Genomic DNA, 26,154 nt, shown 5'->3' on the forward strand with positions numbered 1-26,154 from the left:
CTACCATCATTTGTCATCAGTTGGTAACAAAGACCTCAGAAACCGGGTTTCTCTTTATATTTTTCGTCACTCAAACGCTCGCATATCATGCGACTCCAAAATCTGTGTATTGTCGCAGGTAAGGTGCTTGAAAACCTAGAATAATGTCTGAATTGAGAATACCCATTTTCGAGAGTTCGCTACCGATCGCCATTTCGGTGCTGTTATGCTGTATCCAAACTTTGCCATCAATTATGTCGAGATGTAACACACAACTGTGAACGCGACGATTACCATCCCAGCCAATGTTTGTAATTTGATAGTGATCGCGCTCTATGTCAAAAATGAGTTGAGAGTCAATTTCACCATTAGCAATAGGAACTGTCGCATAGTCGGTTAAGACTTGCTGAATTATTTTTCGATATTGTTCTACTTGATCCATTGTGTAATTACCTCATTAATAGGGTCATATATTAGGCGTTTAATTTGGTATCTCTCTACAGACAACTGGGCAAATTCTCGCTGAAAAAACGATTCATACGTTCTGACGGGAATCGCCAAGTAAAGAATGCGATCGGGTTGGCTAATTTCCAAAGCAAGGCGGTAGTTTAAAAATTGTCCGAGGGCTACGTGGTAATCGGTTAGTGGAGATTCACCGAGGAAAGATTTGATTTATACACCAATTTTTTGACCTTGACGCTCAGCAGTAAGCTTTTAGCACCTAGATCAATCTCAAATTTCGTGCCGCCAACTTCTAGTCTAAGTGGGTCGTCTGTGATCACCCAGTTCTCTTTCTGAAGGGCTATTTTTACTGATGTATGGAAGATATCTTTAGCTGCCATTTAACTCTCTTTTAGTTCGCAGGCGCGATCGGCGGTGGATTGGGCAATCTCGAAATCGGATTCGGTGGATTGCTCAGTTCCGGCAAACATTCCAAACTTGATAAATGCAGGCCATACAGGAATGGATGACCCAGCTAGAAAAGTAATCAGCACGCGACTTTCATAAATGTTTTCGGGAAATTCTAACAGTTCGATGATTCCATTTCTGTAAATCCCTTCAAATGCTTGGATCATAATGATTAACCTCGTATACAAAGTACGGTCGATTGACTCGCTAGCTAATAATTCCAGTTTAACAAATCTTTCCCCAAAAACACAAATTTTTGATATAATAGTTGGAGACATCGCCAGCATTGATAATTGAAAGTAGGATTTCTCGCTCCAGGCGAAAATCTCAGAAACCGGGTTTCTCTCAGTATTTCTCGTCACCCAACCAAAGAATCATAGAAACCCGGTTTCTTGGCCCCTGCGAAAATCTCAGAAACCGGGTTTCTCTTTATATTTTTCGTCACCAAACCAAAGACTCGTAGAAACCCGGTTTCTTAGCCCATTTCTAGTTGCTTGGCTCATGCCTACGATCGCTATTCCCTATAATGAGTATAATACTATATAGCTAAAAGAGGAATCTTAGATATGGAATTCAATGAGTATTTTGACTTTTTGGCACCGGATGATATTCGCATCAAAGGACATCGCATCGGGATTGAGACGGTACTGTATGAATATTTGTATCGGGGACGCACCGCCGAAGAAATTCAGCAATTATACCCTTCTCTAACTTTGGCAGAAGTTTATACGACTATTTTGTATTATTTGATGAACAAAGAATCAGTAAGTCGATATTTACAAGATTGGTTGGATTGGTCGCATCAGCAGCGAAAGATGCAAGCAGCAAATCCCCATCCTGCTGCGGAAAGATTGCGAAAATTGAAAGCCGAACGGGAAAAGCAAGCTGTTGTACATGGTGTTTAAGGAATGGCACTTAAATATTTGATGGATGAGAATGTTACACCCATTTATGCTACACAGCTTCGCCGGAAACGCTCGGATTTAGTAGTTTGGTCAGTAGGCGATATTGGTACGCCTCCGAAAAGTACGCTCGATCCAGATATTTTGGTTTGGTGTGAGGATCGTGGTTTTATTTTAGTTACGAACAACCGCAAGTCTATGCCCGTCCATCTGACAGATCATATTGCTGAAGGTAGGCATATTCCAGGGATTTTTATTTTGAATTCAGATTTAACTATTGGGCAAAATATTGAGGAATTAATTTTGATTGCTGATGGTTCGTTCGATGATGAATACCAAGATCAAATCGTCCATCTTCCATTGACATAAACAGGAGATGTACGGAGGACGACCCATGCGAAAATCCCAGAAACCGGGTTTCTCTCAGTATTTTTCGTCACCAAACCAAAGACTCGTAGAAACCCGGTTTCTTGGCACATTTCTAGTTACTTGGCTCAAAAGTTCGATCGCGAATCTCTCCCCAAACTTCATCGGGATTTAAACCCAGTTCATGCAGTTGATATTTTTCACGAAATGCACCGAGAGATTCTCCAAAGCTAAGTTCGAGATGCTGCGGCTGTTTGCGGCGTTGAATGTATTCGCGCAAGGCGATTTCTACTAGGGTTTCGATCGCAATTTCTTCCTTAAGTGCGATCGCCTCTTGTAGCAGTGCCGTATCCACATTCAGGCTGGTCACCATTGGCTTTCCTCTTTTAACGGTTATTTTATTATAGTTGTGATGTCTCGCTCAGAAACCGGGTTTTTGCCCAGAAGACGCATGACAGTGTAGAAACAAAAAAAACCCGGTTTCTTTGATTGTGAGGCGCGGGCAACTCCCCACCAAGCGAAAATTCCTGTCACAATAAAATGAATCCTACCGAGAGACAAAGGGCATGACGCGAGAGGAAGCAGTGTGGCGAATTGACCAAGCAGCCGAGGAAAAATTGACGGAACTGGATTTGTCGGGGCTCGACTTGGAGGAATTGCCGCCGGAGATTGGCAAGTGCACGCAGCTTGAGACGTTGGTGTTGGGGAAGTGGGATGAGGAGAAAAGAAAATGGGTTGGGAATAAGTTAACTCAGTTTCCTGATGCTGTTCTTCAATTAACCAACTTAAAAATACTTTCGATTTCTAACAATCAGATTACCAAAATCCCAGAGGAGATCGGCCAACTGTCGAATCTGACACAGCTTAATCTTAGTGACAATCAAATTACCCAAATCCCGAAAGCGATCGCTCAACTGTCTTACTTGACATTGCTTTCCCTCAATAGCAATCAAATCGCCGAAATCCCGGAAGCGGTCGCTCAACTTTCCAATCTGACACAGCTTATCCTTACTAACAATCAGATTACAAAAATTCCAGATGCGATCGGTCAACTGTCCAATCTGACAGAACTTAACCTCAACATCAATCAAATCACCGAAATCCCGGAAGCGATCGCTCAATTGTCTAACTTGACATTGCTTTCCCTCAATGGCAATCAAATCGCCAAAATCCTGGAAGTGGTCGCTCAACTTTCCAATCTGACACAGCTTATTCTCAGTTCCAATCAGATTACCCAAATCCCAGATTCGATCGGGCAACTATCGAATCTGACACAGCTTGAACTCAGTAGGAATCAGATTACCCAAATCCCAGATTCGATCGGGCAACTATCGAATCTGACACAGCTTGAACTCAGTAGGAATCAGATTAGCGAAATCCCAGATGCGCTCGGCAAACTGTCGAATCTGACACAGCTTGACCTCGATGGCAATCAGATTAGCGAAATCCCAGATGCGCTCGGCAAACTGTCGAATCTGACACTGCTTTACCTCAATGGCAATCAGATTAGCGAAATCCCAGATGCGCTCGGCAAACTGTCGAATCTGACACAGCTTTTCCTCAGTAACAATCAGATTACCCAAATCCCAGATGCGCTCGGGCAACTATCGAATCTGACACGGCTTTTGCTCAATAACAATCAGATTACCCAAATCCCAGAGGCGCTCGACCAACTATCCAATCTGACACTGCTTTTCCTCAATAACAATCAGATTACCCAAATCCCAGAGGCGCTCGGCCAACTGTTAAATTTGACATGGCTTCAGCTCAATAACAATCAGATTACCCAAATCCCAGAGGCGCTCGGCCAACTGTTAAATTTGACATGGCTTCAGCTCAATAACAATCAGATTACCCAAATCCCAGAGGCGCTCGGCCAACTATCCAATCTGACATGGCTTCAACTCAATAACAATCAGATTACCGAACTCCCAGATGCGATGGGCAAACTGTCGAATCTGACAGAGCTTCAGCTCAATAACAATCAGATTACCGAACTCCCAGATGCGATTGGGCAACTGTCGAATCTGATACAGCTTTTCCTCGATAACAATCAGATTACCTCCATCCCAGATGCGCTCGGCAAACTGTCGAATCTGACACAGCTTTACCTCAGTAGCAATCAGATTGAAACTATTCCTGAATGTTTGGAAACACTGCCAAAACTTGAAACACTCGACCTCCGCTGCAATCCCCTGCCCATTTTTCCAGAAGTTCTATGGCTCGCCCTGAGAGAAGACTCCGGTACTCCCGCTGACATCTTCAACTACCTCCGCCAACTCCGCAGCGGCGAAGTTCTCCCCCTCAACGAAGCCAAAGTCCTCCTCGTCGGGCAAGGCAGCGTCGGCAAAACCTGCCTGATCAACCGCCTCATCCACAACAAATACAACCCCAACGAGCCCCAAACCGACGGACTCAACATCACAGACTGGAAAATTACAGTCAACACCAAACAGGTCAAACTCAACGTCTGGGACTTCGGCGGACAAGAAATCTACCACGCCACCCACCAATTTTTCCTTACCAAACGCAGCCTCTACCTCCTCGTGTGCAACTGCCGCACCAGCGAAGACGAAAACCGCCTCGAATACTGGCTGAAACTGATCGAAAGCTTCGGGGACGCATCTCCCGTGATCATCGTCGGCAACAAGTGCGACGAACAACCCCTGGATCTCAACCGCAAAGCCTTGCGCGACAAATATCCCAACATCAAAGCGATTATCGAAACCTCCTGCGAAAGCGGAACCGGAATCGACGAACTCCGCAGCGCCATCCACACCGAAATCTCCCAACTCAAAGAAGTCTACGATCTTTTGCCGCTAAGCTGGTTCCAAGTCAAGCAGCGCCTGGAAAACCTCGACAAAGACATCATCAGCATCAGCGAATACGCCACCATCTGCGCCCAAGAAAACATCTTTGAAGAAACCGACCAAACCCAACTAATCGGACTGCTGCACAGGCTGGGCATTGTCCTCAACTTCCGCGAACACCCGATCCTGCAAAACACCAACATCCTCAATCCCCACTGGGTGACAGAAGGCATCTATGCCCTCCTCAGCGACGACGCACTCAAAGTCAAAACCAAAGGCATTCTCACCTACGCCGACCTCAGCCGCATCCTCGACTCAAATAAATATCCCAGCCACCGCTACCACTGCCTCACCGAGTTGATGGAGGAATTTGAACTCTGCTTCCCCGTCAGCCATTGTCCCGCGCCGACTTTCCTCATCCCCGGCATCTTGCCCAAAGAACAACCGGAAAACACCAAACTCCAAGGCGAAACTCTGGAATTTCAATATCACTACCGCATCCTCCCCGACAGCATCCTCTCGCGCTTCATCGTCCTCATGCACGAGAAAATCCACAACTGCACCCACTGGCGCACGGGGGTTATGCTGGAGTACAGGGAAGGCGCTGAGGTGTACAACATCGCCCGGATTAAATCTGACCCGGAAGATAAGAAAATCTTTATTGCCGTTAGCGGGCGGGAATCGACGCGGCGTTCTTTCCTCAGCATGATTCGCGAGACGTTTACCAAAATCCACAATTCTTTTGCCAATCTGGAAATCAGTCAATGGGTGCCGGTTCCCGAGTGTCCCGATGCTGATCCGCTGGATTATGATGAATTGCTAGGACTGGAGGGTATGGGCGAGACTGAGGTTGTGATCGGCAAACTTAAAGCGCGTCGGAATTTGCGGCTGTTGCTGGATGGGTATGAGCCGATCGAACTTCGGCGCAGAAGGCTTAGGGGCGATCGAGAAATGGAAAAATACGGAAGAGAATATGACGACCTTGTAGATATCGCTAAACTAGCTGTTAGTAGACCAATTATTAATAAAGCCGAAGCAAAAATGACTCAAAATTCTTCTGAAACCAACAACTTTCAAGGTGCTTTTCAAGGTGCTAACTTTTCCGGCAATATCGGCGGTTCCTCGAACAGTGCCGAAGTTGGTGGCAATCAATCCCTGCAAAACAATAACGCCAATACCGCTGAACTTTTGAAACTGATTTCATCAATGCGTGAAACCGCCGATCAGTTTCCCGAAGACATCCGCGATGAGATAATTATTGATATTGAAGATGTCGAAGCCGAAATCAAAAAACCGGAAAGCCAATGGAATAAAACCAAATTAAAGAAAAGGTTAACAGCTCTTGTAGCGGCGGGTACTGCGATCGCAATTCCGATCGCAGGAATGACTGATTTTGCTAATACGGCGATCGATGTCGGTCAAAAGCTGGGTATCGAACTCAAGCTACCCTCACGACACTAAATCATTTAAAATTAAAGCGGGGGCGATGAGCACCCCAATAATTCCACAAACCTCGGTGTTGCCATGCGTAAAATTGTACTCTTCATTGCATCTAGTCTAGACGGTTATATCGCGCGATCGAATGGCGATATTGACTGGCTGTTTACAGACCAAAATTACGGTTATAATAAATTCTTAGATAGTATCGATACGGTTCTCATGGGTCGGAAAACTTACGAACAAGTTCTAACTTTTGGCGAGTATCCGTACCAGGAAAAAAAGAGTTATGTTTTTACGAAAAATCTAGATTTTCAAGGCACTTCAGATGTGGAAGTGGTAACAGACTTAGAGAGTTTTGTCAATGATTTGCGCTTGCTTGAGGGCAAGAATATTTGGTTGGTGGGAGGTGCTCTGCTGATTCGCGATTTCCTCAATCAAAACTTTGTCAACGAAGTGATTCTCTCGGTTCATCCGCTTATTTTAGGCGAGGGAATTCCTTTATTTGTTAATCCCATAAATACTACAGCTTTGCAGTTAACTGGATGTCAGACATATAGTTCTGGTATGGTTCAGCTATCTTATGATGTCGCGACTTGAGGGCGATCGCAATTGCTAAGTCGCTGGCAAAATACTGTCACTTGATTATCAAAAAATGTAAGATAAAACTTAGTAATTTTGCTGATGACGAAATGTGTTTGCTACTTGTTGCTATTAATATCTTTTTTGTCGGTGGCGCTTCCTGCTGAGGCCTCTGTATGCCGCAATGATCGAGGAAGCGAGATTTGCATTGTCGATATCAAACGCAGTGCGAAAAACTATTGGGAATACAGGGTAATTCTGAGTGTAGATGGAGTGAAACAGGCTCTGGAAGTCTACAATTGCCGCGATCGCACTACAGTTAAGAAAGATGGAACTGTTTTGACCTTTGGACAAAACAACCCTGGTGAAATCGTCTGCGGTTTTTTTAAGAAATAGCATATTCGGAACGCTGCTCAAAGCCCATCCCACTCATTGTTTGATTGATTTAACTGGTTCCAAGGCTCTGCCTTGGAACCCATATAAGCGAGGCTCTGCCTCGGCTGGGAAGATGGAGGCAGAGCCTCCGGATCTGCGTTACCAGGCAGCAGCCTGGTAACGAGTAGATAGTGAAGCAATCACGGAGTCTGCGATTGCTTCGCGTATAGCTCGCAATGACAGTTACAGCGGTGTGCGGTGTACATCATACGGTTAGAATTTGCCGTCTACTGCTGACACGCAGCGTTCGCAAATTAGCGGATGTTCGATCGCCTCTCCGACATGAGTAGAATAGTTCCAGCATCGATCGCACTTTTGGCCGTCTGCTTTCACTACACCAATCGCCAACTCTGGAGACTGATAACTGTACGGCAATTCCTGTATCACTGCATTCGATTCTATCAGTTCTACTTCCGAAGTAATGAACAAATACCGCAGTTCGTCTACACCGCTGCCAGTCATTGTAGAATCGTGCCCTGCAGCTATGGAAGCAGGAATTTCTGCTTTGGGCGCCGCACTTAATTCTGCTTTCGGGATTTCAGGTGTTTCTACAAACACTTTTTCGGCTGGGGCTGTTTGTGTGATCGCCTCTATTTTTACAAGCGCTGTCTCTAATGAGGGTGCGAGGACGATCGCCTGTGTTTCTACAAGCACAAGCGCAGTTGTTTGTCCAAGCACATCGGCTGTCAGCGAATCAATTGTTTCTGCAATTTCTTGACGGTTGGCGGCAAACAGCAAGTGACGGAAAGCAAACCAGATCGTAAATAAGATGCCGATGACTTCAAAGAGGCCTCCCAACATCGGAATCTGATTCATCGTATCCAAAATCGCCAGCGTTACTCTGCCCGTTATCGCCACTGAGGCTAACAGCCCAAGTGTTACCAGCGCTTGTTGGTATTCTGTAAAAAACTTGCCCGCGTATTCAGGCAAATTAGCTACAAACTCGGCGGCTTGATCTAAGATTGGCTGAGAATCTGAAGCCGACAGTTCCGGGGCGGAATACTCTACTATCTCAGAAGATCGATTCCCTACGGGATAGCTTCGCTTCACGCCCTTTTCTATCGTTGCCGCCTCAACATAAATTGTCTTTTCTGTCAAGACTTTGGCAACTTTTGCCGCTTGTTCTTCCTGTCGATCTTGTGCTGCTTTTGCTTTGTCCTCTGCTGCTAACTCGATGACTGCATTTTGCGATCGCACATAATCCACCAATTCTTCGCTGCTGGGATTCAAAGCTTCCAATTGCTGTCTTTTTTCGACATCGGGAACGTACAATAAAACCTTAGCTTCCAAAGAAGAACCGATCGCCTTTTCCATCCGGGCTTTTTCCAAAACCTTGTTAACTTCGCCGCGCACTTGCCGCAGATATTGCCAGCGAGTAGCCAATTCTGGATTGTGCCATTTTGCATCAATTTGCACCCAGCCGGCTTCAAACACGGACTTGTACGGAGTCGGATAGGGAAGGTACTGCCAAATATCCTCAGCCATATGACACAAAACAGGTGCGATCACCCTTGCCAAATTCTCCACAGCGATCGCAATTACCGTCTGACAACTGCGGCGGCGGCGGGCATCTGTCGCGCTAATATAAAGTCGATCCTTGGCAATATCCAAGTAAAAATTAGACAAATCCACCGTGCAGAAATTCTGCACTGTTTGGAAAAATCGGGAAAATTGAAAGCTTTCAAAAGCATCTTGGACTTCCGCAAAAACTTCGCCCATTCTGTGCAGCATATAGCGGTCGAGTTCCGGCAATTCCTCGTAAGCAACGGCATCTTTTGCCGGATCGAAGTCGTGCAAGTTGCCCAGCAAAAACTTAGCTGTATTGCGAATTTTGCGGTAAACATCCGACTGCTGTTTGAGAATATTTTTGCCCAAAGGCACATCTGCCGAGTAGTCTACCGAAGACACCCACAACCGCAAAACATCTGCCCCGTATTCCTTAATTACGACGGCCGGATCGACGACATTGCCTTCAGATTTGCTCATCTTGCGGCCTTTTTCATCGAGTACAAAACCGTGAGTCAAAACTGTTTTGTAAGGAGCGATGCCGTTGGTTGCTACACTGGTTAGCAAGCTGGATTGAAACCAGCCCCGATGTTGGTCTGAACCTTCCAAATAGATATCGGCTGGATAGTTTAATTCCGATCGCCCTTTGACAACTGCGGCCCAAGAAGAACCGGAGTCAAACCACACATCCATCGTGTCGGTGCCCTTGCGGTAAGTGCGGCCGTTGTTGCGGTAAGATTCCGGCAGTAATTCGGCGATCGACAATTCCCACCAAGCATCCGAACCCTTCTCGGCAAAGATGGCTTGCACATGGGCGATCGTTTCTTCATTTAACAGCGGTTCGTTGGTTTCTTCGTCGTAGAATACCGGAATCGGAACGCCCCAAGTCCGCTGGCGAGAAATGCACCAATCTGCTCGATCGCCCACCATTGCAGTAATTCTATTTTCGCCTTGGGCGGGAATCCAATTCACATCGGCGATCGCCTTTAACGCTTGATCTCGGAACCCTTCAACGGACGCAAACCACTGTTCTGTAGCCCGAAAAATCGTCGGCTTTTTAGTGCGCCAATCGTAAGGATAGGAGTGAGGATAAGCTTCCTCTTTGATCAAACAATTTGCCTTTTCCAATGCCTCAATTACCGCGCTATTGCCGTTTCCTAGGACATTTAAACCTGCAAACTCTCCGGCTTCTGCGGTGAAATTTCCGTTTTCATCAACGGGTGTTAAAACTGGCAAACCGCAGCGTTTTCCGACGATAAAGTCTTCTTGTCCGTGGCCTGGTGCGGTGTGCACCAATCCGGTTCCTGAGTCAGCGGTAATGTAGTCGCCGCCGGCCACGATCGGGCTTTCGCGATCGAACAACGGATGTTTGTAGGTGCAGCCTTCTAATTCTTTACCTGGGAAGGTAGCCAGGATTTTTAATTCAGTATTGAAAGTTGCCGAAAGTCGATCGACCGCATCGACAGCGACTAACATAAATTGTTGTGCGATGTGGGAATTTGCCGGCGGTTCCACCACTGCATACATCAGTTCGGGATTGACTGCGATCGCCAAGTTTGCCGGAATTGTCCAAGGGGTAGTCGTCCAAATCGCGGCCCAGAGGCTCGGCATATAGCGCTGTAGGGGCGGTGCCCCCGTGCCCGCCTTCGATAAAGATTTTGACAATTTTTTCACATGAAAGCCCACGTAGATGCTGCGCGAGACGTGGCCTTCGGGATATTCCAATTCTGCTTCGGCGAGGGCTGTTTTCGAGCTCGGACTCCAGTGCACGGGTTTAAAGCCGCGATAGATGTAGCCTTTGAGCACCATTTGACCGAAAACGCCGATTTGAGCGGCTTCGTATTCGGGTTTTAGGGTTAAATACGGGTGTTCCCAGTCGCCCCAAACGCCGTAGCGCTGGAAGGATTCGCGCTGCTGTTCCATTGTTTGCTGGGCGAAGGCGGAGGCTTTGCGGCGGAGTTCGATCGGGGTAAGATTTAGCCGATCGTCCGATTTCATGTTCTGCAATACTTTAAGTTCGATCGGCAATCCGTGACAATCCCAACCGGGCACGTAGCGAACTTTTTTGCCGCGCAGCATTTGGTAGCGGTTGATAAAATCTTTGAGGATTTTGTTAAGGGCGTGGCCGATATGGAGTTGTCCGTTGGCGTAGGGCGGGCCGTCGTGCAGGATAAACAAATCGCCTGGGTTATTGTGGGAAAGGCGATCGTAGATTTCTTGATCTGCCCAAAATTGTTGCAATTCCGGTTCTCGTTTGGCGGCGTTCGCGCGCATATCAAACTTGGTTTTGGGCAGATTTACGGTGTCTTTGTAGGATTTAGCTTCCATTTTTGAGAAACGTTTTATCTAGTTAGTTGTTAGAAGAAGGAAGAAGGAAGTTCGGCAACGGATTATGTAACGGATGTAACGGATGTAACGGATGTAAGTCCGTCGGAAGAAGGAAGAAAGGAAGAAGGAAGAAAGGAAGAAGGAAGAAAGAATGCTTGTACAGCAATTTTTTCAGCCATCAATATCTTATTTTTAGTTAGGTGGACTTACTTATCAAGTCCGTTGAAATAATCATAATTACTTTTTAGCAAGGAATTTAGTCCTCTCTCGTCCTTGAAGAGCTGACAACCAGATATTCCAGTATAGGCGATCGATCGCACATTAGATCGAACCAAATCCGTAGAGAAGCCTCTCTTCTCTCCGCGCCCTCTGCGGCCTCTGCGGTTAAAAAATCATTCATAAATCGAGGTGGCGCTACTGACTCAGCCAACCGAACATTTCACCAACAGTCAGATTCAAGGATTCAGCGAAGGGTGGAACGGGGAGGCGATCGCCCGGTTCTTCAAAAAATGCTATGGTGCGATCGTGGTCGGACTGTTGGACTCTGTGTCAGGCCGCAGAGGGCGAGAAAAGTTTATACAAACAGTCCGAACCCGCGGCCAACAGCATTTCCCAGGCGATCGCACAATGAAGCATCCGGCACTTTATCTCCTTCCCGTTCCCATTTTTCTACGAGTTGGCGGCCTAGGGGCGTGAGGCGAAAACTATCGGTGATGCCTTGTCCGTCTACTTCGCGCCGCAGTACGCCGACTTGAATCAGCCACAGCAGGGAGTTTTCGGCTGCGAGTTCGGATACGGGCGATCGGGTGTAGCCGCTTTCGACACCGGAATTTGAGGCGATCGCGCTTAGGAAAACACTGTTATCGCGGATGGTCTGGAAGAAGTCTAATTGAAAAGGGCTGCACCGGACGGCGCGATCGGCTCTTTTGACAGTGCGATCGGGATAACTAATAGATTTAAACGCTTCGGATGGGATAAAAGTCATTGCGAGAACATCTGAACAGGTTGTATATTTTTAATTGTTACAGATTATATGGTAAGTTTGGCGGTTGATTTACTAAACCAAGAAACTCTCTATCTCATCAATAAACCTTTGGAGTTGCTTAACACTGTTAACCAACTCCAAATACAAAAAATCATAATCAAGATTATTTATAATCTCTTGCGATGCTTTTTCATTTTTATCATATTTTCTACTTACTAAGCGATAAATATCCTTTAAATCTTGACTGGGATGTGGTCTTTGTTCAACATCAATATTTTTTAAATCTAAGCGTAATTCTTGCAAAATAAAATCTGGGGTTAAACGGCTATCTAATTTATCAAAATAATGCCATTCTGCTAAAAACCATGCTTCTATTTCCATAACAGCTAAAGTTATATAAATTGGAATTCCCCTTGGCTGCACAAGCTTCAACCATCCTTTTATTCCTCTTTCTACTTGTCCCTTTTCACTTAAAGATTTTGGGTATAAATCTCTCAAGCCTATAATTTTTTCATAGCCTTTATTAGTTAGACTTTCATGCTGTTTTCCGATATCAGAAACTACATGAGAATCACAACCGCAATCATATAAAAGAACAAAAAAAGGAGCATCTTTTATGGTACATGATTTATGTGGTTGAATTATACGATTAGCTTTGCCACCTTGAAATTTACAAGTTTCAATAGATATCTTTTTAGAGCCAGCAATTTCTTGAAATAACTTTTCCACAAAAATTAGTTCTGTTTGCCCTTCTACAAAACAAGCAATTTTCTTTGGTGTCATAATTTATGCCGCCTCTTCATCACCTTCTTTTTGTAACAGAAACTCACTGGTGAACAAATCAAAGTTATTAAGTCCAATAAACTCAAACTCCTCAATCTTCTCGCGTGAATTATAAATATTATGTAATTTTGCACTCCCAGGAGTTCGTTCAATCAATGACCAATATTCTAGCGGAACACCATTCATAATAAACTGATCATTGGTAGTCATAATAAGTTGAATTAATCCTGTTTTAGCTTTGTCTATTAGAAGTTTAATTATAGACGAAGAGCGTTGATAATCTAACCCTTCTCCAATATCATCAATCACAATACAACTAGGTTTACTCGCTAGTAAAGAGTAGTTAATTTGAATAAACAATGATAAAGCTCGAAACATTCCTTGTGAAATTTCGGCTTGTTCTGTTACGGAAGTTAAATCAGCTTCCTGAATGTATAAAGAGTGTAAAAATTCCTCTGAACTATCAGCAGCGGAAATATCTGAAGAGATGGAAGATGGCACTTTTATTCCAACTTCTGATAACTGATAACCAATTTCCGTCATGTCAGAGATAATTGCGTCTCTAAACGGATTGCCAAATTCCTGTTTTCCCAGCGCAAATATAGCGACAACCGACCTATAATCTTTGACCTTTATCTCATTTTTTGATAATTTTCGGTCTGGGGGAAAGGGAGGAAGCAATATAATATTCTTACCTAGTTCTGTTCCAAACTCATAAAATCTTAGGGAGTTAGACCATTGATATAAATTCTCTAAAAATGGATGCTGAATAGAGTCTCTACGCTTAACAACTGCCAGTTCTGTTTGGTCAGTTTGAAACCGTATTTTTTGATTAAGTTCTTTATAAAATATCTTACCTTCACCTGATTTAGACCTATCTAAAAGTGGCTCAACACTTTCACTCCCTATAATTAATTTTTCTTCAATTACAAGACCTTTCTCTATTTTCAATATATATTCTGTTTTTTGTTCATGCGGAGCAGTATCAAACTGCAAATGCCATTCATAGCTTTTAGGTTGGTGAGCTAGAGAGCCACTTCCTGATAGTAACTCTGAGAGAGTATGTATTGCCCTCACAATTTTTGATTTACCACTAGCATTTTTACCTACAATTAAATTTGTTTGGCTTAATCGACATTCTTCGACTCGCCATTCACCAGGCAAACCTTTATTATACACATATTCAAAAATATCTAGCTTCATAAATTTGTTACCTTTATTACAAAATTTTTATAACAATAGGATCAAACACTTATAATATAACACACAATCGCCGATCTGAGAATTACCACCGCAGAAACACCTGGGCCCCAGAAAGGTATAGAATACTGAGGATGCAGCAATCAATATTACCCACTATGACAGAAGACAAAACATTGACAACCGCTAGCGGAATTCCGGTTGCAGATAACCAGAATTCCTTGACAGCAGGTGAACGCGGGCCTATCCTCATGCAGGATTTTCACCTGATGGAGAAACTCGCTCACTTCAACCGGGAACGCATTCCTGAGCGCGTTGTCCATGCAAAAGGAGCCGCTGCATTTGGCACGTTCACCGTCACCCATGACATTACTCGCTACACCAAAGCTCAGCTATTCTCAGAAGTTGGCAAACAAACTCAGGTTCTCCTCCGTTTCTCTACCGTAGGCGGCGAACAAGGTTCAGCGGATGCCGAACGTGACCCCAGAGGTTTTTCGATGAAGTTCTACACCGAAGAAGGCAACTGGGATTTAGTAGGGAACAACACGCCTATTTTCTTCATCCGCGATGCCTTCAAATTCCCTGATTTGATCCACACGCAAAAGCGCAATCCTCAAACGCATCTCAAAGATGCTGACGCCAAGTGGGATTTCTGGTCGCTGAGTCCAGAATCTCTGCATCAGGTGACAATTCTGTTTTCCGATCGCGGTACGCCGAAAAACCACCGCCACATGGACGGTTTTGGCAGCCATACCTTCAGCCTCATCAATGCTCAAGGAGAACGGGTTTGGTGCAAATTCCACTTCAAAACCATGCAAGGTATTGAGAATTTCACCGCCGAAGAAGCGATGCGGATTAAAGGTGAAGACGCCGATCATGCGACTCGCGACTTGTTTGAATCGATCGACCAAGGTAATTATCCCAAATGGCGCTTTTGCATTCAAGTAATGACCGAGGCCCAAGCCGCAGAGTATCGCGAAAGCCCCTTTGACTTGACGAAAGTTTGGAAACACTCAGAGTTTCCGTTAATTGATGTAGGAATTCTCGAACTCAATCGCAATCCACAAAACTTTTTTGCTGAGGTAGAACAGGCAGCATTTTCTCCTTCTAATGTCGTTCCAGGTATTAGCTTTTCTCCAGACAAAGTGCTGCAATTTCGCATCATGTCCTATGCAGATGCTCAACGCTACCGTCTGGGTGCAAACTATCAGCAATTGCCAGTCAATCAACCAAAGTGTCCGGTAATGAACTACCAACGAGATGGCGCAATGGCACTGGGTAACAACGGTGGCAGCGCGCCCAACTACGAACCCAACAGCCACGAGGATGCGCCGAAGGAAAACTGTGCCTATGCCGATCCAGCTTGGGATTTAGGAAATGTCAAAGTTGATCGCTACGATCAGCGTAAGGGAAATGACGATTATACCCAAGCAGGAGACCTCTATCGGTTAATGAAACCCGACGCACAGCAGCGGCTTGTCGCTAACATTGTGGAAAGTTTGAGTGGAGTAAAACCGGAAATTCAGATGCGCCAACTGTGCCATTTTTTCCGCGCCGATCCGAATTATGGCCGCCAAGTTGCAGAAGGTTTAGGAATTGCGATCGATCCGTCTATGATGCCCGCTGCTACTCAATCGGTTGGTGTGTAGAATCCGCGAACATTCAATTAGACATCGGCTTTTTAGTAGATGTCTATTGAAACTATAGCAATCCTAAATCATTTGCATAATTATTGTAGGGGCAATCCCCCCGTGGTTGCCCGATAGATAGGGGGTAGGCACTCTTGGCACTACCCCTACAAATTTATCTGAATCATTTAGGATTGCTATATGCGTGTAACAGGCACTCTTAGTCCGCGTCTTAGGTGCAAATTAAATGCAGTAAAGCTTAACGTCATGGAGTTGGGGGCGATCGCGATTTTTAGCAATTGTCTCTTGGAAAGGCACACAACCAAGTAAAATAACTTGAAGAACTGCAATAAAAACCAAACAAGAGAAACCCAACTATGACATTACCAATTGGCTGTGCCGCTCCTCAATTTACCGCCAAAGACACCAACGGCAACACAGTCTCCCTCTCCGAATTTGCGGGTAAAACCGTAATCTTGTATTTCTACCCGAAAGATGACACCCCCGGCTGCACAAGACAAGCCCAAAGCTTCAAAGCAGCCCATGAAGAATACAAGGGCAAAGATATAGTAGTTCTCGGTGTCAGCCGAGACAACGAGGAATCGCACCAAAAGTTCACAGAAAAATACGGTTTGCCTTTCCAGCTATTAGCAGATGTTGATGGCACGATTACCAAAGCTTACGATGTCGAGAAAGGCGATTATGCCAAGCGCGTTACTTTCGTCATCGACGGCACCGGCAAAATCATTCAAGTTTATGAGGGCGACACCATGAAAGTTGACACTCACGCTCAAGATATTCTTGTCACCATAGTTTAGTCGAAGTTTAGCCGATCGCACTAACACTCCTGCACGCACCAAACGGCTAAAAACCCGGTTTCTTCCTAGATGCCTCGTTGCTATAGGCAATATTCTCCTAGGAACCGGGTTTTTTTCGTAAGTCCTGACTCAGCAAGTGAGGGGTCAAGGGTACAGGGGGAAGCAACTTACTCGAACTAAATTCCTTCCCTCAAAACTTGCACCACAAATCCTCTCAACCAGGCATATATTCGGTTAAGGTGCTCATTGTACGCCTAAAGTTAGATTTGTGACGCAACTCCCCCCAATAATTAAAAACTTATGCTGGAAAAGGCATTAACCGCCCGTAGGCAGAATCTAGGGGTGATTTTGTCCTGGTTCGAGTCATTGTGTTTGATAAGATCAGAAGTTATCCTTGCTTTAGCTGAATAATTAAGTAGGTAGAGGGATATATAATGACAACCAACAACATTATTTTGAGTTACTTAGGCCCGCGAGAAATTGAGGTCAATAGAGCCGCTGTCTTAGTTGGCACTTTTGACAAAAATCTAGTGGCAGCGATTTCAGCAGCAGAAGGCTCAAATCCCCTGAATGTCGGGATAAATCTCTCTAGAGGCATTTGGAACATCAGTTTAGAAAAAGGATTCGATACCGCAGGAACTCGCACAGTGCAGGTGAAGGCAACTGATAAGACTGGCAAAGTTATCGGCCAACAAACAATTAACATCAAAGTTAATCCTGCTTCTGTGTCACCCGCTCAATTTTTCACATTAATTACTCTCAGAGATACCGCATTCAAAGCGGGAACACTGCCCGCGAGCAATCTCAACAACCTGCAAAAAGCAGAAGTACCAGCAGGTAAAACTTATCAAATTAGCGACTATGAGTTAGAAGATGGACATCTGAATGTTCAACTAAATAATCCCATTTCTCCGGTGGGAACCTCTGGCTTTTTCTACGAAAAACACGTATTTATAACCAAAGGCGCAAAAATCCTCATATTCGATCGCGCCGAGTTGCCCGCCCCGCCGCCGGGAATGCAGTTACTATGGGTAATAAAAAAGACCTGGTTAAAGCTCAACCCCACAGATTCTGCTACTTTAGGATCAAGTCAGAAATTACAATTTAACCCGGGAGAAACTTTCAATATTCTCGGCTACGCCTGCGTGGAAAACCATTTCCGAGTCGCTTTTGCTCGGGCAGTTCCTAAGTTAGGAACTTCGGGATTTGTGTACTCGCAGCACGTCCAAATTTTGCGAGACGGCCGGGGAATAGAGTTTGATAGAAATGCAGTTACCATGACTGTTATCAAAACGACTGTGTTTAAAAAGCGGCCGGTAAATGCGACTAACCTGCAACCGGAAGAAAAATTTACTTTACCGGCGGGAAGGATTTACGGAATTGCTGGATTCTTGATCGAACAAAGCCACATTAAAGTCTCCCTGACCGAGAATTTGCCGCAATTTGGCAATACGGGTTTCATTTATCCCGATTTTGTGCAATTCAGCCGCGGTGGCAAATCTTTTAATCCCGCTGTGAATTTAACTTATCAAGGGCCGTCAGAAGTTTTAGTAAATCAGCCGATCGTCCTTCGGGGTACTTTTGACCGGCAACAAGCAGCAAAAATTGACGTGATAGCTGAGGATAAATTTCCCTTAAGCGTCACGCTAAACCAAGAAGCCAGCACTTGGCAAGTTAATTTGTCTAAAGGATTTAGCGTAGCTGGAGCTCGGTGGCTAAGGTTGCGGGCAACTGACAGCAAAGGCAACGTTACTGGCAGCCAAATAATTTACATTACCGTCAGTTCCGATCCGCTGACTGTGGGACAAGGTTTGACCTTAAAGATACTTTCTGACACTTTGTTTAAGGTAGCTGCGGTTGATTCTTCCCGACTCAACAATCAGCAAAAAATTCTTGTCCAAGCAGGCCAGACTTTGACTGTTAGCAAGTACGGATTTATTGACGGGCATCTCAAAGTGGTTCTGGATTTAGCTATTTGGCCGGTCGGCACTTTTGGCTATTTTTACGAACCCGATGTTCAGTTGGCCAAAGGTACGAAAATCCTGAAGTTTGACCTTGCCGACGTACCGAATAGCAACGTCAGTGCTCAACTCTTGGTAACTCAAACAACTCAGATTAAAGCTCAACCAGAAGATTCATCGAAATTGCCTGCCGATCAAATTGCTGACCTACTTTTAGGCACTACCTATGCCATCACTGGCTATGCCTGCGTTTTGGGGCATTTCCGAGTAACTCTCGCCGAACCTATTCCCGGTTTTGGCAAGATCGGATTTATTTATTGGCAGGACGTTAAAATTAAAAAAGACGGCAAAGAAGTTCCCTTTGACCCCGGTGCTTTGACAATGACAATCCTGCAAGCAACTGTCTTTAAAAAACGGCCGATAGATTCTGCTAGCCTGCCCTCTACGGAGAGAACTACGCTGCCTTTAGGTCGAGTTTACGGCGTGCAAAGCTACGGTGTGGAAGGTAATCACCTGAAAGTTGCTTTGACTGAAGAACTGCCGAATTTGGGCAATACAGGTTATGTTTTTCCTAGTTTTGTGCAGTTCAAGCGGGGAGATAAAATTTTCGATCCGGTTCCGAACAATGTGGAATTGAACGTGCCGTATTTTTCGCAGCGGGACAATCCGCGTTTTGACTGGTCTACTTGCAACGTAACTGCGATCGCCATGGTGCTTTATTATTATGGCCTTCGTTCTGAGTGGGGCGGACAATTGGAGGATGAGTTGTTGCAGTGGTGTTTCGATTATGCCGGCCAGGGTTCTCAAACCGATCACAACGTGCTTTCGGCGCTGATTCAGGCCTACGGGTTTAAGACGAGTTTTAGTACGACTCGCACATGGGCCCAGGTGCGATCGGAATTGCTGAATCGGCGGCCAGTAGTTTTAGCAGGAGATTTTACTGCTGCCGGTCACATTCTTACTGTAATTGGCTACAATTCTCAGGGTTATATCGTGCAAGATCCTTGGGGAGATGCACTCACCGGTTACAGCGATACTGAGGGGAGAAAGTTGATGTATCCGTACAGTTACGTCAATCAAGTTGCTGGGCCAGATGGGAATGTTTGGGCACATTTTATCTATCCATAAGCTTTTTAGGTGCGATCGAGATTGCGACTGTCGATCCGGCTAGGGTTGGCAGTGCATTTGTGTCAATTTACAGCAGATTGCAGGTTTATAGGTAGTATCAATATCCCCGTAGGGACACGGCAATGCCGTGTCCCTACCTCTATTAGATATATCGTTTGTATCGCAGTCTCGATCGCCCGCAATCAATATTACTTAATAATTTGAGCTATTTTTATGGGTAAAAATTTACATAAATTTCTGAAAAAAATGTTAGGGTTGGTACAAATTTTACCCGATCTAATCAAAAGTCGATGAGAAGTCGATGAGAACTCACTCAAGTTCTCAAATAGTCACCTGATTTAATAGCAATACGGTAGAAAGTCCGATCGACCCGATTTGCATATCCCCCCATTTTTTGTAGGGGCAATCCCCCTGCGGTTGCCCTCGTGGGCGGTGGGGAGGCACTCTTGGCACTCCCAAGGTCGATCGAGGGACTATTTATCAATACATCTTTATCAAATCTTTACAGAGTTTTATGCAATCAAGCCTTATGGTTGATACAACAAATTTTAAGTCTTTTTTAAACCAGGAATTAGGTGGTGTGATGCCAAATTTTAATTGTCAAGTTTCAAGAAGTGCGATCGCCTTTATCGATTCTCAAGTTGAAGATTATCAAAGTTTGATTGCCGGAGTAAAACCGGGTACGGAAGTAGTAATTTTGGATGGGAACAGGGATGCGATCGAGCAAATTACCGAAGTTTTGGGCGATCGCAGCAATATAGATAGCATTCACATCGTTTCTCACGGTGCTCCGGGCAGCTTGCAACTGGGCCAAACCAGATTGTGTTCTGACAATCTGGAAACTTATTCCAAGCAATTTCAGCAGTGGGGAAGCGCTTTAAATCTGGGTGCGGACATTCTGATTTACGGTTGCAATGTCGCATTGACATCCTTCACCTTCATCCAGCGCATCGCCCAACTCACAAATACCAACGTTGCCGCCTCCAAAAACCTCACCGGAAGTGCAGCAAAAGGCGGCGACTGGGAACTAGAAGTCACAACCGGGAAAATAGCAGCCTCTTTAGCATTTCGGCCTGAAGTTCTAGCAACATACAGCCACGTCCTTGCCACCTTCAGTGAAGCCAGAAACTATAGTGTACCAAATGCTGGAGACATTGATACGGGCGACCTTAATGGTGACGGTTTCCTCGACTTAGTAGTGACAGGTAAGCAGGATCGCTTCTTCCCAAGAGATATTTCCATATTGTTGGGGACGGGCACTACGGGCAGCTTTGCTACTCCTATCAGCTTACTTAAGCCAGCAGGTAAGGAGAATCCCACTGGCGTTGCAGTGGGCGACTTTAATGGCGACGGCAAACTCGATTTAGCTGTAGCGAATCGTAAGGATACACAAGGTAACGGCAATTTCGTTTCCATCCGGCTGGGGACAGGTACTGGCAGTTTTGGCGATCCTACCAACTTCGGTGAAAATATAGATCATGCTTCGATCGCAACCGGTGACTTTAATGGAGATGGCAAGTTAGATTTAGCCACAACTCCTGACCGCGATAACTTCATTTCAATACTTTTGGGAGACGGTACTGGTAGCTTTGGCAATCCCGTTAAGATTAACACACAAGCACGCAAGTATAGTGTTGCCACAGCCGACTTTAACGGCGACGGCAAACTCGATTTAGTCACGTCGAACTATGAAAAGACTAATAACATCTCCGTTTTCTTAGGAGATGGTAAAGGCAACTTTAACTCCCCCGTTAACCTTAACTCCCCCGTTAACCTTGCCGCAGGGAGTGAGTTTCGCACTGTCGTTACAGGCGACTTTAATGGCGACGGCAAACTCGATATCGCCGCCAATAACAGCTTAGATCGATCTGTCTCTGTCTTTTTGGGAGATGGTACGGGTAATTTTGATACTGCTAACAACTTTAGTGTCACACCTTATCTATTTGGAGGTCCCGAATCTGTGGTTGCAGGGGATTTTAGTGGCGATGGCAAACTCGATTTAGCCACGTCTAACTACGTGCAGCAGGAACTTTCAGTCTTGTCAGGAGATGGTACGGGTAAATTTGGTACTCTCAGCAACTTTACGCTCCCGAAGGCCCCGAACACTGATGGTTATATTGCTTTTGCGGTTGCGAGAGATTTTAATGCTGACGGTAAGTTGGATATAGCTACGGCTTCCGGTCAAACTGTCTCGATTCTGCTGAATACATCGAATACAGTTAATTTTGGTGCGGCCACTTACAGCGGTGTGGAAGGAACAACAGACACAGTAGTTAATATTCCCGTCAACATCACCGGTGGCACTCCCTTAAACGATGTAGTTGTGCCAATTCTCCTCGATCCCACTAGCACAGCCACCGAAAATTCAGACTACACCTTTTCCCCTACTTCGATTACCTTCCCCGCAGGTGCAACAGATGACGCACTCACCAAAAATATTGCAGTTACTATCAAGTCTGACAATATCTCTGAAAACCCCGAAACAGTAATTTTCAACCTTGGTACAATTACTGGTGGCATTGCCGGATCTACAAATAAAACAACTCTAACTATTTCAGATCGAGTTTCTGTTGCTTATGCCATTGACACGAATGGTGTCACCATTGACGAAGGTAATAGCGGCAAAAAACCTCTAATTTTCACTGTGACTCGTGGCAACGTCACTAACGGGGCAAGTAGCGTCAAATATGCGATCGCAGGAACAGCTACCAACGGCAGCGATTATAACAATATCGGCGGCACTTCTGGGGCAAAAACTGCTACTGGCACGATTAATTTTGTGACAGGTGAAACATCAAAAACCATCACTCTAGATGTGTTAGGCGACACCACGGTTGAACCCGATGAAACTATTACCGTCACCCTGTCAGATCCCACAGGTATCGCAGCGGTAACACCGATAATTACCGCTGATACCGCTACCACAACTATTATTAACTACACTGCACCGACGCCGACACCGACACCAACACCAGTCACGCCAACGCCAATTCCAACGCCAATTCCAACGCCAACACCAGAACCACCAACGCCAACACCAACGCCAACACCAGAACCACCAACGCCAACACCAACGCCAACACCAGAACCACCAACACCACCAACACCACCAACACCAGTCACGCCAACGCCAACACCAACGCCACCAACACCACCAACACCACCAACACCAGTCACACCAACGCCAACACCAACGCCACCAACACCACCAACACCAGTCACACCAACGCCAACACCAACGCCACTAACACCACCAACACCACCAACACCAGTCACACCACCAACACCGACCAATCGTCCTCCAGACGAGAATATTCGCCTGCGCTCTCGTTACACTCCTTTCGATCTGGACATTCCTAACGTCTACATAGACCCGGATGGCGACCTACTCACCTACACACTAACCCTGCCTGATGGCAGCTTATTACAGAGCAATCCGAACAGCAGTTGGCTGGGATTCTCGTTTGACTCTGCCACAAACAGCATTAAGTTCACCGGAACTCCCCCAAGCAACTGGCAATCCTTCAACGCGAAATTAACAGCAATAGACCCTTATGGTGCGAGTTCCAGCCAGATAATCAAAGTAACGAAATCCCGAAACGGCCGGGTTATCGACGGTTACATTGCCGAGGCTACTGTTTTCTTAGATGTCAACAAAAACGGTGTCCTCGATGCCGGCGAACCATCCACTACTACTGACTCTAACGGTGAATTTAATCTCAATCTCCCCTTCGAGACTTTCAACAACAATCAAAACGGGGAAATTGACTCAGGTAAAGGCAATTTAGTTGCTGTTGGTGGCACCGACACCGCCACAGGTTTACCCCTAGAAACACCAGTCACCGCACCATCAGATTCCACAGTTGTCACCCTCCTAACCAGCTTAGTTTCCGACTTGACCGACAAAGGAATTGGACCAGCAGAAGCACAATTTTTAGTCAAAACGGCCCTTTCCATCCCCACTAATATTGACCTGACTAGCTTAGATCCGATCGCAGCTACCAACAACAACCAACCGGGCGGTATCGCAACTTTATCCGCAATGGTGAAAGTCCAAAATTTCATCACTCAAACTAGCGCTTTGATTGACGGTGCTTCTAGTGCATTAACTAGCGATATTGTCAAGGCTGTTGTCAGTTCAATTACGAGTCGAGTTCAATCCGGCACTGTTTTAAACCTCAGCAATGCAGCCGACTTAGAGCCAATTATTCAGCAAGCTGCTGCTAAAATCAAGCAAATTGATCCCAGTTTCAACAGTCAAAAATTCACCCAAATTACCTCGCAAGCTGCGACTGTAATGGCAACAGCCAATCAACGCATTGATGCCGCTGTCTCCAGCACAACAGTCACATCCATTCCTGAAGCAGTCGCCCGCGTCCAAAAAGTAGCTTTGGGCGCAACTACTCAAGACTTAAAGGAAGTAACTGCGGGAACTAAGACAATTTCCCTGGTAGTTACTGAGAATACTGGTGCTGCTTTAGACACCCAAATTCAAGCTGTGACATTACCTGGTGGGATTGCGACTCCTGTTGTCACCGGCGATGCGGATTTGGGCAGCAATTCCCCCGATCGCATTCTCGGTACAAACGGCGACGATATCCTGACTGGTGGCAGCGGAAATGATGTTTTGATGGGCATGAGGGGCAATGATTACCTCGACGGTGCGATCGGCAATGACTCTCTTTTCGGCGGCAAAGGTAATGATATTATGCTGGGAGGTAGCGGTGATGATGCCTTGTTTGGCGGCCAGGGTGCTGACATTTTGAATGGTGGCGATGGCAACGATATTCTGCTGGGTGGTAACGGTGATGATTTGCTGACTGGCGGTTTGGGAAGTGATATTTTGACTGGAGGTGATGGCAATGATAAATTCTTGCTATCTGCTAATTCTGGCATCGATACTATCTTGGATTTTGAGGAGGGCAAAGATTTGCTAATACTCGCAAACAATCTCACTTTCTCCCAACTGTCAATTACTCAAGAAAACAGTTCAACTTTCATCCGTTTGTCAGCAACCGGTGAAATTTTAGCCTCTCTGAATGGGGTGTCTGGCAGCCTGATTAATGCTGCTAATTTCAATCTAGCTTAGAGGAGTTTATGAAGTGCAGGACACGGCAATGCCGTGTCCCTACGGGGATCGACCTAAAATCCATTTCAGCTAATTTTGTGCTTAATTTTGCGTTTCGCTGCACCAATACCTAGAATCCCAAATCCGGCTAAAGTACCGAAGATAGTAGCAGGTTCTGGTACTGGTTCAGCAGAACCTTGTTCAAAAGAGCCTTTAATGGCGATCGCATCATTAGCGCACTCGGCCAAAAAGTTAGCAATATAGTTCCCCGAAGGCATTGAGGATTTATTGAAACTGAATCCGATTGTTTGAGAACCTACTGCATTAAACTGAGCGAAATTAAGACCGAGGGCGCTCAAAGTGGCTGGCGTTAAAAAATTGATTTCTCCTACTTTTGTACCAGTAGCAATTGAGTTGAGAACCGTCCCGTCACCTGTTTGTTCAAAGTAGGGGTCTGTGGCCGCTAAATCGCCCATTGATGGGGTTCCGCCTTCAGATGCAACTACCGTATTGAATTGATTTAAATTGCTAAAGCCAGAGTTAGTTTGGGTGACGTTTTTAGCTGTAACATCTTTGTAAACACCTGTTGTAGCCACGCCGGAGTCATTTCCGGCTGCAAAGCGGATACCAAACAAGCTGCCGTTTGCATTAGCTGTATTGAAGTTTTGACCGGAAAAATTGAAGAATAAATCGCCGTAGTTGATGTTGCCTCTTTGAGCTAGTGGGTCGGCATATCCTGCTAAACTTAGATTGGAGTTGATGGCGATGAAAGCTGTATCTGATGTTTCTTTGATGGCGATGCCGTAAAATTCAAATTCTCCGCCGCCGACTTGGGGCCCTGTCACGCCGTCGTTGAAGGAATCGATCGCATAATTCCAGCCGTTAGATAGGGTTGCTGCTGTAGCCTGTGGTGGGTGTAGTGCCATAATGGCACAGAAAACAGCCGCTGAGCAAGTCCAGTGAATGCTCTTTTTAGTAGTGGAATTCATAGAAAGTTCCCTGATGAATGAGTGTTAAAAAATCAAGTCTGTCGATCGACTATTTTTAATTTTTAGTAAATCATAGATTCCGGCAGAATTTGTTAAAGTTTTGGTAAAGATTTTTTCTGGCAATTACGTAATTTCAACTAGATCTGTAAAAAAACAACTAATCGGTAAATAAATAGTAAATTAAGATTAATTCGCGGTAAAGGGAAGTGAAACAATCTCGCAAAATTAAATATTTGGAAAATCACAAAAAGTCCAGACGGCGAGGATAGATCAGGTTTTGAAAACAGTCAAGCAAATTCCTGCCCTACATCCGCTGCAGGCATCGTGGGTTCCTTCTAAC

19 protein-coding genes are annotated in these 26,154 nt (G+C 45.3%); 9 read left to right on the forward strand and 10 right to left on the reverse strand.

Annotation, left to right across the window (positions count from 1 at the left end; translation table 11 throughout):
* Window positions 1–85 precede the first annotated feature (85 nt).
* Genes QUA58_RS06795 through QUA58_RS06810 form a run of 4 tightly spaced genes read right to left on the reverse strand, consistent with a single transcriptional unit; the run spans window position 86 to window position 1,055 of the window.
* Window positions 86–421, reverse strand: a complete 336-nt coding sequence (locus tag QUA58_RS06795; RefSeq protein ID WP_333250487.1) for a XisI protein — start codon at window positions 419–421, stop codon at window positions 86–88.
* Window positions 409–651, reverse strand: coding sequence for an element excision factor XisH family protein (locus QUA58_RS06800; protein WP_333393493.1), 243 nt, complete (start codon window positions 649–651; stop codon window positions 409–411). Before QUA58_RS06800 ends, QUA58_RS06795 begins: the two co-directional genes overlap by 13 nt.
* A complete protein-coding gene (locus tag QUA58_RS06805) occupies window positions 621–821 on the reverse strand; it encodes an element excision factor XisH family protein (RefSeq protein ID WP_333250486.1) in 201 nt (66 codons plus the stop codon). The genes QUA58_RS06800 and QUA58_RS06805 overlap by 31 nt, the downstream gene beginning before the upstream one ends.
* The gene (locus tag QUA58_RS06810; protein WP_333250484.1) at window positions 822–1,055 is read right to left on the reverse strand and encodes a hypothetical protein; all 234 of its coding nucleotides are present in this window, start codon (window positions 1,053–1,055) and stop codon (window positions 822–824) included.
* A gap of 399 nt (window positions 1,056–1,454) precedes the next feature.
* Between QUA58_RS06810 and QUA58_RS06815 the strand changes: the two genes are divergently transcribed.
* Together QUA58_RS06815 and QUA58_RS06820 are read left to right on the forward strand one after the other, a co-directional pair.
* Window positions 1,455–1,793, forward strand: a complete 339-nt coding sequence (locus QUA58_RS06815; RefSeq protein WP_333250482.1) for a DUF433 domain-containing protein — start codon at window positions 1,455–1,457, stop codon at window positions 1,791–1,793.
* Window positions 1,794–1,796: 3 nt separating this feature from the next.
* Window positions 1,797–2,159 carry a DUF5615 family PIN-like protein gene (locus tag QUA58_RS06820; protein ID WP_333250481.1) on the forward strand — a complete coding sequence of 121 codons (363 nt, stop codon included), beginning with the start codon at window positions 1,797–1,799 and terminating at the stop codon, window positions 2,157–2,159.
* A 112-nt stretch (window positions 2,160–2,271) separates the two neighbouring features.
* Here the strand turns inward: QUA58_RS06820 and QUA58_RS06825 are convergent, their stop codons facing one another.
* The gene (locus tag QUA58_RS06825) at window positions 2,272–2,529 is read right to left on the reverse strand and encodes a type II toxin-antitoxin system VapB family antitoxin (protein ID WP_333250479.1); all 258 of its coding nucleotides are present in this window, start codon (window positions 2,527–2,529) and stop codon (window positions 2,272–2,274) included.
* Window positions 2,530–2,722: 193 nt separating this feature from the next.
* Between QUA58_RS06825 and QUA58_RS06830 the strand changes: the two genes are divergently transcribed.
* The 3 genes from QUA58_RS06830 (at window position 2,723) to QUA58_RS06840 (ending at window position 7,381) form a co-directional block, all read left to right on the forward strand.
* Complete coding sequence (locus QUA58_RS06830; RefSeq protein ID WP_333393417.1) at window positions 2,723–6,427, forward strand: leucine-rich repeat domain-containing protein; 3,705 nt, start codon at window positions 2,723–2,725, stop codon at window positions 6,425–6,427.
* Between the two features lie 63 nt (window positions 6,428–6,490).
* On the forward strand, window positions 6,491–7,003 hold the full coding sequence (locus QUA58_RS06835; protein ID WP_333393419.1) for a dihydrofolate reductase family protein: 513 nt from the start codon (window positions 6,491–6,493) through the stop codon (window positions 7,001–7,003).
* An 84-nt stretch (window positions 7,004–7,087) separates the two neighbouring features.
* The gene (locus QUA58_RS06840; RefSeq protein ID WP_333250473.1) at window positions 7,088–7,381 is read left to right on the forward strand and encodes a hypothetical protein; all 294 of its coding nucleotides are present in this window, start codon (window positions 7,088–7,090) and stop codon (window positions 7,379–7,381) included.
* A 252-nt stretch (window positions 7,382–7,633) separates the two neighbouring features.
* Here the strand turns inward: QUA58_RS06840 and ileS are convergent, their stop codons facing one another.
* The 4 genes from ileS to QUA58_RS06860 form a co-directional block, all read right to left on the reverse strand.
* Complete coding sequence (ileS, locus tag QUA58_RS06845; protein ID WP_333393421.1) at window positions 7,634–11,254, reverse strand: isoleucine--tRNA ligase; 3,621 nt, start codon at window positions 11,252–11,254, stop codon at window positions 7,634–7,636.
* A gap of 574 nt (window positions 11,255–11,828) precedes the next feature.
* Window positions 11,829–12,239, reverse strand: coding sequence for an Npun_F0494 family protein (locus QUA58_RS06850; RefSeq protein ID WP_333393422.1), 411 nt, complete (start codon window positions 12,237–12,239; stop codon window positions 11,829–11,831).
* Window positions 12,240–12,311: 72 nt separating this feature from the next.
* Window positions 12,312–13,022, reverse strand: a complete 711-nt coding sequence (locus QUA58_RS06855) for a DUF4276 family protein (RefSeq protein ID WP_333393423.1) — start codon at window positions 13,020–13,022, stop codon at window positions 12,312–12,314.
* 3 nt (window positions 13,023–13,025) lie between these two features.
* Window positions 13,026–14,225, reverse strand: coding sequence for an AAA family ATPase (locus tag QUA58_RS06860; RefSeq protein WP_333393424.1), 1,200 nt, complete (start codon window positions 14,223–14,225; stop codon window positions 13,026–13,028).
* 155 nt (window positions 14,226–14,380) lie between these two features.
* Here QUA58_RS06860 and QUA58_RS06865 point away from each other — a divergent pair, with 155 nt between their 5' ends.
* The 4 genes from QUA58_RS06865 to QUA58_RS06880 all read left to right on the forward strand — a co-directional run bounded on the left by QUA58_RS06865 (window position 14,381) and on the right by QUA58_RS06880 (window position 24,846).
* Complete coding sequence (locus tag QUA58_RS06865; protein WP_333393425.1) at window positions 14,381–15,871, forward strand: catalase; 1,491 nt, start codon at window positions 14,381–14,383, stop codon at window positions 15,869–15,871.
* Between the two features lie 356 nt (window positions 15,872–16,227).
* On the forward strand, window positions 16,228–16,668 hold the full coding sequence (locus tag QUA58_RS06870; protein WP_333250463.1) for a peroxiredoxin: 441 nt from the start codon (window positions 16,228–16,230) through the stop codon (window positions 16,666–16,668).
* A 434-nt stretch (window positions 16,669–17,102) separates the two neighbouring features.
* Window positions 17,103–19,757, forward strand: a complete 2,655-nt coding sequence (locus QUA58_RS06875) for a C39 family peptidase (protein WP_333393427.1) — start codon at window positions 17,103–17,105, stop codon at window positions 19,755–19,757.
* Between the two features lie 529 nt (window positions 19,758–20,286).
* On the forward strand, window positions 20,287–24,846 hold the full coding sequence (locus QUA58_RS06880; RefSeq protein ID WP_333393428.1) for a DUF4347 domain-containing protein: 4,560 nt from the start codon (window positions 20,287–20,289) through the stop codon (window positions 24,844–24,846).
* A gap of 65 nt (window positions 24,847–24,911) precedes the next feature.
* Here QUA58_RS06880 and QUA58_RS06885 read toward each other — a convergent pair whose 3' ends face one another.
* The gene (locus tag QUA58_RS06885) at window positions 24,912–25,814 is read right to left on the reverse strand and encodes a PEP-CTERM sorting domain-containing protein (protein ID WP_333250458.1); all 903 of its coding nucleotides are present in this window, start codon (window positions 25,812–25,814) and stop codon (window positions 24,912–24,914) included.
* Between the last annotated feature and the right edge of the window lie 340 nt (window positions 25,815–26,154).

This window comes from Microcoleus sp. N9_A1 (assembly GCF_036701795.1).
Lineage (GTDB): Bacteria > Cyanobacteriota > Cyanobacteriia > Cyanobacteriales > Microcoleaceae > Microcoleus.